The 9,564-nt window shown below is 69.4% G+C and carries 10 protein-coding genes and 1 pseudogene; 8 read left to right on the forward strand and 3 right to left on the reverse strand.

From position 1 onward, the window contains the following. Nucleotides 1-793 (reverse strand): D-alanyl-D-alanine carboxypeptidase/D-alanyl-D-alanine-endopeptidase (locus tag JMF90_RS10970; protein WP_201325103.1); only part of this gene is annotated, 793 nt, incomplete at its 3' end. A 183-nt stretch (nt 794-976) separates the two neighbouring features. Here JMF90_RS10970 and JMF90_RS10975 point away from each other — a divergent pair. The 6 genes from JMF90_RS10975 (at nt 977) to JMF90_RS11000 (ending at nt 6,351) form a co-directional block, all read left to right on the forward strand. Beyond that, nucleotides 977-1,639: a response regulator gene (locus JMF90_RS10975; protein WP_006481728.1), complete on the forward strand. Its 663-nt coding sequence runs from the start codon at nt 977-979 to the stop codon at nt 1,637-1,639. 3 nt (nt 1,640-1,642) lie between these two features. Then, nucleotides 1,643-2,989 carry an ATP-binding protein gene (locus JMF90_RS10980; RefSeq protein ID WP_011546100.1) on the forward strand — a complete coding sequence of 449 codons (1,347 nt, stop codon included), beginning with the start codon at nt 1,643-1,645 and terminating at the stop codon, nt 2,987-2,989. Between the two features lie 113 nt (nt 2,990-3,102). Next, entirely contained in the window at nt 3,103-4,584 is a 1,482-nt protein-coding gene (locus tag JMF90_RS10985; RefSeq protein WP_006477953.1) for a DegQ family serine endoprotease, read from the forward strand. 104 nt (nt 4,585-4,688) lie between these two features. Next, entirely contained in the window at nt 4,689-5,126 is a 438-nt protein-coding gene (locus JMF90_RS10990; RefSeq protein WP_011546098.1) for a carboxypeptidase-like regulatory domain-containing protein, read from the forward strand. A gap of 129 nt (nt 5,127-5,255) precedes the next feature. Continuing rightward, entirely contained in the window at nt 5,256-5,615 is a 360-nt protein-coding gene (locus tag JMF90_RS10995; protein ID WP_006477955.1) for a DUF427 domain-containing protein, read from the forward strand. A gap of 28 nt (nt 5,616-5,643) precedes the next feature. Next, nucleotides 5,644-6,351 carry a CoxG family protein gene (locus JMF90_RS11000; protein ID WP_011546097.1) on the forward strand — a complete coding sequence of 236 codons (708 nt, stop codon included), beginning with the start codon at nt 5,644-5,646 and terminating at the stop codon, nt 6,349-6,351. 56 nt (nt 6,352-6,407) lie between these two features. On the opposite strand, the gene JMF90_RS11005 is transcribed toward JMF90_RS11000, so the two are convergent. Continuing rightward, a complete protein-coding gene (locus tag JMF90_RS11005) occupies nt 6,408-7,433 on the reverse strand; it encodes a helix-turn-helix domain-containing protein (protein ID WP_011546096.1) in 1,026 nt (341 codons plus the stop codon). A 152-nt stretch (nt 7,434-7,585) separates the two neighbouring features. On the opposite strand from JMF90_RS11005, the gene JMF90_RS11010 reads away from it, so the two are divergent. Further along, nucleotides 7,586-8,251: a cysteine hydrolase family protein gene (locus tag JMF90_RS11010; RefSeq protein WP_011546095.1), complete on the forward strand. Its 666-nt coding sequence runs from the start codon at nt 7,586-7,588 to the stop codon at nt 8,249-8,251. Nucleotides 8,252-8,294: 43 nt separating this feature from the next. On the opposite strand, the gene JMF90_RS11015 is transcribed toward JMF90_RS11010, so the two are convergent. Continuing rightward, nucleotides 8,295-8,936, reverse strand: a complete 642-nt coding sequence (locus JMF90_RS11015; protein ID WP_006486802.1) for a TetR family transcriptional regulator — start codon at nt 8,934-8,936, stop codon at nt 8,295-8,297. Between the two features lie 400 nt (nt 8,937-9,336). Between JMF90_RS11015 and JMF90_RS11020 the strand changes: the two are divergent. Further along, nucleotides 9,337-9,564, forward strand: a pseudogene (locus JMF90_RS11020) (efflux transporter periplasmic adaptor subunit); the annotation flags it as partial.

Below are 9,564 nucleotides of genomic sequence, written 5' to 3' on the forward strand. Positions count from 1 at the left end.
GCGTCGGGCGCGCGGCCGCCGCGGCCGCGCTGCACGAGCCCGAGCCTTCGACGAGCTGGTTGTCGATCGACAGATCCGCGAGCGGCGGCAGCACGTCGACGGCGACCTTGCCGTCCTCGCCCGGCGTGACCGTGAACGACACGGCCTTGAACGCGTACAGCAGCGGATCGGGGCCGACGTTGTACGGCGCGCTGGCATCGTCGTCGAACGACGGCAGGTCGCGCGTCGACGCCGCGAAGTAGCTCTTGTCGAGCACGAGGCCGCCGGCCACGCGCTTGACGCCGGCCTTGCGCAGCTTGTCGACGAGGTCGATCAGCTCCTCGGGCACGAGCTTCGGATCGCCGGTGCCCTTGATGTACAGGTTGCCCTGCAGCGTGCCGTCGGGGTCGATCGTGCCGTCCGTGTACGCGGTGGTGCGCCAGCGGTAGTCGGGGCCGAGGATCGACAGGCCCGAGAAGGTCGTCACGAGCTTCATCGTCGAGGCCGGCAGCATCGGCCGGCTCGCATTCCATGCGATCAGCGGTTGCGGATCGCCGACGCGCTCGACCACGACGCTCATCGCCGATGCCGGCACCTTCGCGCGCTGCAGCGCGACGAGCACGGAGGCCGGTAGCCCGGCCGCGCGCGCGGCGGGCGACACGACGGCGGTCTTGCGCGCTTCCTTGTGGGATTTCTTGCGGGCCTGCGCGGACGGCGCGAACGCGAGGGCCGTGCAGGTGGCGACGACGGCGGCCGCCCGCAGGCAGGCGCGGGCGCGAGGGACGAACCGGGCGGAAAGATCGGAAATCGGCATGGGCGAATACGGGAAAAGCAGGGGCTCGGGCAGGACGCGCGGGGGCGCCGAAGCGCACATTGTAGAGACAAGTCGGGGCAGGCCCCTTGCAATCCGCCTTACTGTTGCATTGCACGCCGCGCACGCGATTCGCGGCGCTACAATGGTCGCCGTGTTTGACTCGCCCCATGGATGCGTGGCCCGATGCGGATTCTGCTTGTCGAAGATGATCGAATGATTGCCGAGGGCGTGCGCAAGGCGCTGCGCTCGGACGGCTTTGCGGTCGACTGGGTGCAGGACGGCGACGCCGCGCTCACCGCGCTCGGCGGCGAGACGTACGATCTGCTGCTGCTCGATCTCGGCCTGCCGAAGCGCGACGGCATCGACGTGCTGCGCACGCTGCGCGGGCGCGGGCTCGCGCTGCCGGTGCTGATCGTCACCGCGCGCGATGCCGTCGCCGATCGCGTGAAGGGGCTCGACGCGGGCGCCGACGACTACCTCGTCAAGCCGTTCGATCTCGACGAGCTGGGCGCGCGGATGCGCGCGCTGATCCGCCGCCAGGCCGGGCGCAGCGAGTCGCTGATCCGCCACGGCGCGCTGACGCTCGATCCCGCGTCGCACCAGGTGACGCTCGACGGTGCGCCCGTCGCGCTGTCCGCACGCGAGTTCGCGCTGCTCGAGGCGCTGCTCGCGCGGCCGGGCGCGGTGCTGTCGAAGAGCCAGCTCGAGGAAAAGATGTACGGCTGGGGCGAGGAGATCGGCAGCAACACGGTCGAGGTCTACATCCACGCGCTGCGCAAGAAGCTCGGCTCGGACCTGATCCGCAACGTGCGCGGGCTCGGCTACATGGTCGTCAAGGAAAGCTGACGCGTGCGGTCGATTCGTCATCAATTGCTGATCTGGCTGCTCGCGATCGTCGTCGCGGGCGTGGGCATGGCGGGCTGGCTCATCTACCGGCAGGCGCTCGCGGAAGCGAACGAGCTGTTCGACTACCAGTTGCAGGAAATCGCCGCGGCGCTGCCGTCCGAACCGTTCTCGCAGGTGTTCGGCTCGCGCACCAACGGCGACGAAGGCATCGTGATCCAGATCTGGAACCGCAACGGCGTGCTGATGTACTTCTCGCATCCGCGCGCGCCGATCGCGCCGCGCGCGGAGCTCGGCTTCTCGACTGAGCGCACCGATCGCGGCGAATGGCGCGTGTACGGGGCGATCGTCGGCGACAACGTCGTGCAGCTCGCGCAGCCGCTGTCGGTGCGCAACCGGCTGGCGGCGAACGTCGCGCTGCGCACGCTGTGGCCGCTGATCGTGCTGCTGCCGTTCCTCGGCGCGGCCGTGTGGGGAATCGTCGGGCGCGGGCTCGCGCCGCTCGGCCGCGTGACGCGCGCGGTCGAGGCGCGCCGGCCGGAAGCGCTCGATTCGCTGCCCGACGCGCGCCTGCCGCTCGAGGTGCAGCCGCTCGTGCGGGCGCTGAACGGGCTGCTCGCGCGGCTGGCGGCGGCGCTCGACACGCAGAAGGCGTTCGTCGCCGATGCCGCGCACGAGTTGCGCACGCCGCTCGCGGCCGTGCAGATCCAGGCGCAGCTCGTCGCCCGCGCGAAGGACGACGCATCGCGCCGCGAGGCGATCGCGGATCTCCAGGACGGCGTGTCGCGCGCGACGCGTCTCACCGAGCAACTGCTCGCGCTCGCGCGCGCCGAACCGGACGGCGCGACGATGCGCGAACCGGTCGACCTGCAGGCGCTGCTCGCCGAATGCGTGGCCGCGCATGCGCCGCTCGCGCAGCGGCACGACATCGATCTCGGCTTCGAGGAAACCCGCGCGGCGAGCGTCGTCGCGGACGTCGGCGCGCTGCGCGTGATGTTCGGCAACCTGCTCGACAACGCGGTGAAGTACACGCCGGACGGCGGCCGCATCGACGTGTCGCTGACGCGCGACGCGGCTGGCCGCGCGTGCGTGCAGATCGCCGACAGCGGGCCGGGCATTCCGGCCGACGAGCGCGAGCGCGTGTTCGACCGCTTCTATCGCGACAGCTCGGCGCGGGCACGCACCGACGTGTCGGGCAGCGGGCTCGGGCTCGCGATCGTCAAGCGCGTGGCGGCGCAGCAGGGCGCGACGGTGTCGCTCGGCGATGCAGCCGCGGGCGGCCTGCTCGTCAGCGTCGTGTTCCGCGATGCCGAGATGCCGGCCCCGGCCCCGCAGCCTTCCGAATCTGCCTGAAGGGCGGTGTGCCGGCCGGATGCCGGCAGCCGCTTAAGCCCCGCTTAAGGCTGATTAAGCCTCCTTTAAGTCAGGGTCGTTACGCTGCGTCCTAACAACGAGGAGGTCCTACGATGAACACCCGATTCCTTGCGCGCGGCACCGTCGCGGTCGCCGTGGCGGCCGCCCTGTCGGCAGGCTATTTCGCCGGTACCCGCCGCGCCGATCCGCAGATCATCACGCCCGCGCAGGCCGCGATGATGCCGGCCGAAGCCGCGGCCAAGACCGGCATTCCCGATTTCTCCGGGCTCGTCGAGACGTACGGCCCGGCGGTCGTGAACATCAGCGCGAAGCACGTCGTGAAGCAGGTGTCGCGGCGCGCGCCGCAGCCGCAACTGCCGATCGATCCGAGCGACCCGTTCTACCAGTTCTTCAAGCACTTCTACGGCCAGGTGCCGGGCATGGGCGGCGACGCGCAGCCGGACGACCAGCCGAGCGCGAGCCTCGGGTCGGGCTTCATCGTCAGCGCCGACGGGTACATCCTCACCAACGCGCACGTGATCGACGGCGCGAACGTCGTCACGGTCAAGCTGACCGACAAGCGCGAATACAAGGCGAAGGTCGTCGGCTCCGACAAGCAGTCCGACGTCGCCGTGCTGAAGATCGACGCGAGCGGCCTGCCGACCGTGAAGATCGGCGACCCGGCGCAGAGCAAGGTCGGCCAGTGGGTCGTCGCGATCGGCTCGCCGTACGGCTTCGACAACACGGTCACGTCGGGCATCATCAGCGCGAAGTCGCGCGCGCTGCCGGACGAGAACTACACGCCGTTCATCCAGACCGACGTGCCGGTGAACCCCGGCAACTCGGGCGGCCCGCTGTTCAACCTGCAGGGCGAGGTGATCGGTATCAACTCGATGATCTACTCGCAGACGGGCGGCTTCCAGGGCCTGTCGTTCGCGATCCCGATCAACGAGGCGATCAAGGTGAAGGACGAGCTCGTGAAGACGGGCCACGTGAGCCGCGGCCGTCTCGGCGTGGCCGTGCAGGGGCTGAACCAGACGCTCGCGAGCTCGTTCGGGCTGCAGAAGCCGGACGGCGCGCTCGTCAGCTCGGTCGACCCCAACGGCCCGGCCGCGAAGGCCGGCCTGCAGCCGGGCGACGTGATCCTGTCGGTCAACGGTTCGCCGGTCGCCGATTCGACGTCGCTGCCCGCGCAGATCGCGAACCTGAAGCCGGGTTCGAAGGCCGACCTGCAGATCTGGCGCGACAAGTCGAAGAAGTCGATCAGCGTGACGCTCGGCGCGATGGCCGATGCGAAGCTCGCGTCGAACGACGGCGGGCCGGTGGAGCAGGGGCGCCTGGGTGTCGCGGTGCGGCCGCTGTCGCCTCAGGAGCGCACCGCCGACAACCTGTCGCACGGCCTGATCGTGCAGCAGGCCGGCGGGCCGGCCGCCAACGCGGGCATCCAGCCGGGCGACGTGATTCTCGCGGTCAACGGCCGCCCGGTCACGAGCCCGGAGCAATTGCGCGACGCGGTGAAGGGCGCGGGCAACAGTCTTGCTCTGCTGATCCAGCGCGATAATGCACAGATCTTCGTGCCGGTCGACCTGAGCTGACCGGCCACGGCCGACGGCCGGCCTGGCCGGCCGCGGCGGGCGCCGCCGCCGTTCGATCGCGCGACGCCGCGCCCCGTATGTGTTCCGACCCCAAGGAGAGAGCCATGCAATATCTACGCAACGTGTCCCGATTTGCCGTTGCCGCGGCGCTGACCGCCGGCCTCGCAGCCGGTGCGACCGGCGCGTATGCGCAGTCGGACGGCTTGCCCGCCGCGCGCCAGCAGGGCGATGTCACCTTCGTGTCCGGCGGCGTCGGGCAGGACGAATCGACGGCGTTCCAGCGCAGCGAGTCGCAGTGGCCGCTGGCGCTGCGCTTCACCGGCAAGGGCGGCGAGTTCCTGGCCGACGTGCATGTCCGGATCGTCGACGGCAAGGGCGCCGAAGTGCTGAAAACCGATGCGCGCGGGCCGTACATGCTCGTGAAGGTGCCGCCGGGGCGCTATACGGTGCATGCGTCGTACCAGGGCAGCGACGAATCGCGCGCCGTCACGGTCGGCGCGAAGGGCGGCGCGAAAGCCGCGTTCCAGTGGAGTGCGCAGTAGCCCGCCGCGTGCGGCCGGGCCCCCGGTCGCGCAATCGGACGAAGTTTCGCCCATAATGAAAGCCACGGCATGCGTGCCGTGGCTTTTTCGTTTCCTGCCCCGGCCAGGCGGCCGCCCGAAGGAGAAACGATGTCCGATGCAGCCGATCCTCGACTCGAAATCGTGCCGAACCGTCATCGCGTGCGCGTGATCCATCGCGGCATCACCTATGCCGATTCGCACGGTGCGCTGACCGTGCGCGAGGCGGGGCTCCCGGACATCCATTACCTGCCGCGCGGCGACGTCAACATGCGCCGGCTCGTGAAATCGGGCGTCACGACGGCCTGCCCGTTCAGGGGGCAGGCCGTGCATTTCGACTTGCAGACGGAAGACGGCGTGATCGAGAACGCCGCATGGAGTTACGAAGAACCGAAGGAGGCGGCGGCCGTGCTTGCGCACTACGTCGCGTTCGATGTCGCGCGGGTCGACAGTCTCGTCGAGACGTCCTGATGCGACGCGCGTTCATCGGGGAGGTGTCATGGAACTGAACGACACGTTACGCGTACCGCTCGCGCCGCCTGTCGTGCGGGATGCGCTGGAGGATCTCGCGCTGCTGCGGGCGAGTTTCGATCATTGCGAATCGTTCGTGAAACTCGCGCACGGCGAGTTCGCGTTGACCATCACCGTGCCGCTCGGCCCGCTGCGCGCCCGCTACGACGTGCGCGCGCATGCGGCCGCCGAGCAGGGCGACGCCGAAGGTCAGCCGCGCCGCGTGCTCAACTTCAAGGCGCGGGCCGACGGCCTCGGCGCGCTGCGCGGCCAAGTCGAACTCGTGCTGATGCCGGATGGCGACGCGAGCGCCACGCGAATCGAGTACGTGGTCTGGGCGACGGCGAGCGGGCCGCTCGCCGAACTGCCGGGGCGGCAGATCGACAATGCGCTGCGCGAATGGACCGACACGTTCTTTCGCGAGTTCTGCGCGGTCGTGCAGGCGAAACACGGTCTCGCGCCGAATCGCGCGAGCGCCGCCGCGCCGCGCCGCCAGCATGTATTTCTGCGGCCGGCATCGCTGGTGGCCGCGACGAAGCGTTCGCTGCCGCATCATCTCGGCGGCGCGCTGAGCGGACGTGCCGCGAGCGCGCTCCCGCATCGCGATTCCGGCACGGTGCCCGTGTGGGCCTGGGCGGCGATGATCGTGTTCGTCGCGCTGCTGCTGTACGCGGCGCGCTGGATCAACGGCGGCTGATCGGCGATCGGCCGCCCGGTTCCGCTTCCCGGCCTGTTCGCGGCCCGCAGCGGGCGTCACTGCGCCGCGTCGGCACCGGCTCCGGCGCCGCGAAATTCCCTTCGATACGCAGACGGCGACGTGCCGAGCGCGCCCGCGAAATGCTGGCGCAGCGACACGCTCGAGCCGTAGCCGGCTGCCTGCGCGATCGCGTCGATCGATTGTCCGGTGGTTTCGAGCAGATGCTGCGCGCGCGCGAGCCGCTCGGCCTGCAGCCATGCGGTGACGGTCGTGCCCGTCGCCTGGCGGAAGTGGCGCGTGAACGTGCGCCGGCTCATGAGCACGCGTTCGGCGAGCGAATCGACGCTGTGCGCGGCGTCGAGATGGGCGCGCACCCAGTCGAGCAACCCCGCGAGCCGCGCGTCGCGCGGATGCGCGGCGACTGGCTGCGGCACGTACTGGGCCTGTCCGCCCTGGCGGTGCGGCGGGATCACGAGGCGGCGCGCGATCCGGTTCGCGGCGTCCGAGCCGAAGCGCCGCCGCACGACGTGCAGGCAGCAGTCGAGGCCTGCCGCCGTGCCGGCCGACGTCATCAGGTTGCCGTCGTTCACGTACAGCACGTCGGGATCGAGTTTCACGCGCGGAAAGCGCCGGGCGAAATCGTCGGCCCACGCCCAGTGCGTGGTGGCCGGGCGGCCCTCGAGCAGGCCGGCCGCGGCGAGCACGTAGGCGCCGAGGCACAGGCCGACGAGCTCCGCGCCGCGCGCGGCGACCGCGCGGACCGCATCGAGCAGCGCGTCGGGCGGCACTTCGTCCGGGTCCCGCCAGGAAGGCACGATGACGATGTCTGCATCGTCGAGCGCATCGAGCCCGTACGGTGCGGTGATCGTGAAGCCACCCGTCGTCGCGAGCGGGCCGCGCTCGGCCGAGCAGACGCGGAACTCGAATGCGGGCGACGCGGCCGCGTCGCGTTCCTTGCCGAACACGACCGACGGCACCGACAGATGGAACGGGCTGATGCCGTCGTACGCGATCACGGCGACGACGGTCGGTACGGACGGGGCGGATGGGGTGGATGGCGTGAACGGGGCGGTGGCGAGCATGACGGGCTCCGGCAAGGCGATGGCCCGATTCTATCGAAGAATGGCTATCGGGCCACTATCGGCACAAGCCGCCCGGCTCGACAATGCATCGCATCGCACTGCTGGCCGCCCCGCTCCGGGGCGGGGCAGCGCCTCCCGACCAGGAGCCCGCCATGTCGACCGCCGTTCCGCATTCCACTTCCCGTCCTGTTGCCCGCCGTGCACTGATCGTGATCGACGTGCAGAACGAATACGTGACGGGCAACCTGCCGATCGAATATCCGCCGCTCGACGTGTCGCTCGCGAACATCGGCCGCGCGATCGACGCCGCGCACGCGACCGGCGTGCCGGTGATCGTGGTTCAGCACGTCGCGCCGGCCGGCGCGCCGATCTTCGCGCCCGGTAGCGATGGCGTCGCGCTGCACGCGGTGGTGGCCAGCCGGCCGTACGCGCACCTGATCGAGAAGGCGCAGGCGAGCTCGTTCGCCGGCACCGATCTCGCCGCGTGGCTCGACGCGCACGGAATCGACACGCTCGCGGTGGCCGGCTACATGACGCACAACTGCAATGCGTCGACGGTCTATCACGCGGCGCATGCGGGGCTGAAGGTCGAATACCTGAACGACGCGACGGGCGCGCTGCCTTACGAGAACGAAGCGGGAGCGGTAAGCGCCGAAGAGATTCACCGCGCGTATGGCGTGGTGTTCCAGTCGAATTTCGCGGCGGTGATGTCGACCGACACGTGGATCGCGGGGCTGGCCGGCGCGCCGATGCCGGCGCGCGATTCGGTGGCCGCGTCGAACCGGCGGGCCCGCGCGCAGCGCGCGAAGGCGGCCTGACGCGGCACGGTGACGGCGGCGGGGCGCGCCATGCGCCGGGTGGTCAGTCGCGATCCTTCAGCATCGCCGGGCTGTAGCGCAGCATGTCGAAGCAGCCGTCGACGAGTTTTTCCGCATGCTGCTCGGCGTCGATCTCGTCGGGCAGCATCAGCATGTCGCGCACGAACCCGCTGACGAGCGTGTGCAGCATCAGCGTCGCGCGCCACGTGTCGAGCCGCTCGGGCAGCAGCTTGAGCCCCACGGCCACCGCGAGATCGGCGTCGATCATGTGCAGCGCCTCGCTCATCCCCGCGCGGTTGCGCTGCAGCAGCGGCTCCATGTCCGCGACGTATTCGCACTTCATGAACAGGATGCTGAACACGCGGCGCAGCTGCGGGTCGCGCTGCACGCCGAGCAGGCACCAGATCAGGATCTGGCGCACCTTCTCGAGCGGATTGCCGCCCGGCGCGTCGAGCGGCATCCGTTTCAGTTCGTCGATCGGCAGGAACACGCGGTCGAACATCGCATCGAACAGTTCGCTCTTGTTCGCGAAATGCCAGTAGATCGCGCCGCGCGTCACGCCGGCGTGCTGGGCGATGTCCGCGAGCGACGTGTGCGACACGCCTTTCTCGAAGAACACGTGTTCGGCGGCGTCGAGAATGCGGTTGCGCGTCTCGAGCGCCTCCTCCTTGGTACGTCTGACCATGTGCAGGCCTGATTGGATCGATCTTGAGTGAATATGGGGTCCGCAACCCCTCGTCACCGTCATGCAGACAGGCTATGCTTGCTGCGGGTAACAATCTGTAAGACTGGGCCGCGGGCGGAATACAAACGGGCTTTTTACATACATTCGTGAATGTATATACAATACCACCCTACGATCGAATGACCCAAGTGGCAATCAGTTAATATCCCACTCTGCTGATTCCCGCCCTAGTACCAGTCCGCAGTTCGCGGCATCCCCGTCGGCACGGAGGTCTCGTGCCGACGTGCTGTATCTGGCAGTCCAGTAATTCAGGTGTTCGATCAGCGCCGCGAGGCGCATCCGTGTTGCGCTCGGGTCGGGCGCGGCACTTATTCCATTGGTTATACACAGAGGTCGCTCCATGCGCGTCGAACGGGTTCCATACCGCTTAATCACTGTCGCGACGGCCGCCGTTTTCCTGGCCGCGTGCGGGAAAAAAGAATCGGCACCGCCGCCGCAAACGCCGGAAGTCGGCGTCGTCACCGTCCAGCCGCAAGCCGTACCGGTCTTCACCGACCTGCCGGGCCGCACCAGTGCATTCCTCGTCGCGCAAGTGCGTGCGCGGGTCGACGGCATCGTGCTGCGCCGT

The sequence above is a fragment of the Burkholderia sp. E168m23 genome (assembly GCF_016586125.1).
Lineage (GTDB): Bacteria > Pseudomonadota > Gammaproteobacteria > Burkholderiales > Burkholderiaceae > Burkholderia > Burkholderia orbicola.

Bases quoted from the DNA above. Each gene is read 5' to 3' on its own strand.
- JMF90_RS10975 (WP_006481728.1), top strand. From the start codon at position 977: ATGCGGATTCTGCTTGTCGAAGATGATCGAATGATTGCCGAGGGCGTG.
- JMF90_RS10995 (WP_006477955.1), top strand. From the start codon at position 5,256: ATGTCCGATGCAGCCGATCCTCGACTCGAAATCGTGCCGAACCGTCAT.
- JMF90_RS11005 (WP_011546096.1), bottom strand. From the start codon at position 7,433: ATGCTCGCCACCGCCCCGTTCACGCCATCCACCCCATCCGCCCCGTCC.
- JMF90_RS11000 (WP_011546097.1), top strand. From the start codon at position 5,644: ATGGAACTGAACGACACGTTACGCGTACCGCTCGCGCCGCCTGTCGTG.
- JMF90_RS11010 (WP_011546095.1), top strand. From the start codon at position 7,586: ATGTCGACCGCCGTTCCGCATTCCACTTCCCGTCCTGTTGCCCGCCGT.
- JMF90_RS10985 (WP_006477953.1), top strand. From the start codon at position 3,103: ATGAACACCCGATTCCTTGCGCGCGGCACCGTCGCGGTCGCCGTGGCG.
- JMF90_RS11015 (WP_006486802.1), bottom strand. From the start codon at position 8,936: ATGGTCAGACGTACCAAGGAGGAGGCGCTCGAGACGCGCAACCGCATT.
- JMF90_RS10990 (WP_011546098.1), top strand. From the start codon at position 4,689: ATGCAATATCTACGCAACGTGTCCCGATTTGCCGTTGCCGCGGCGCTG.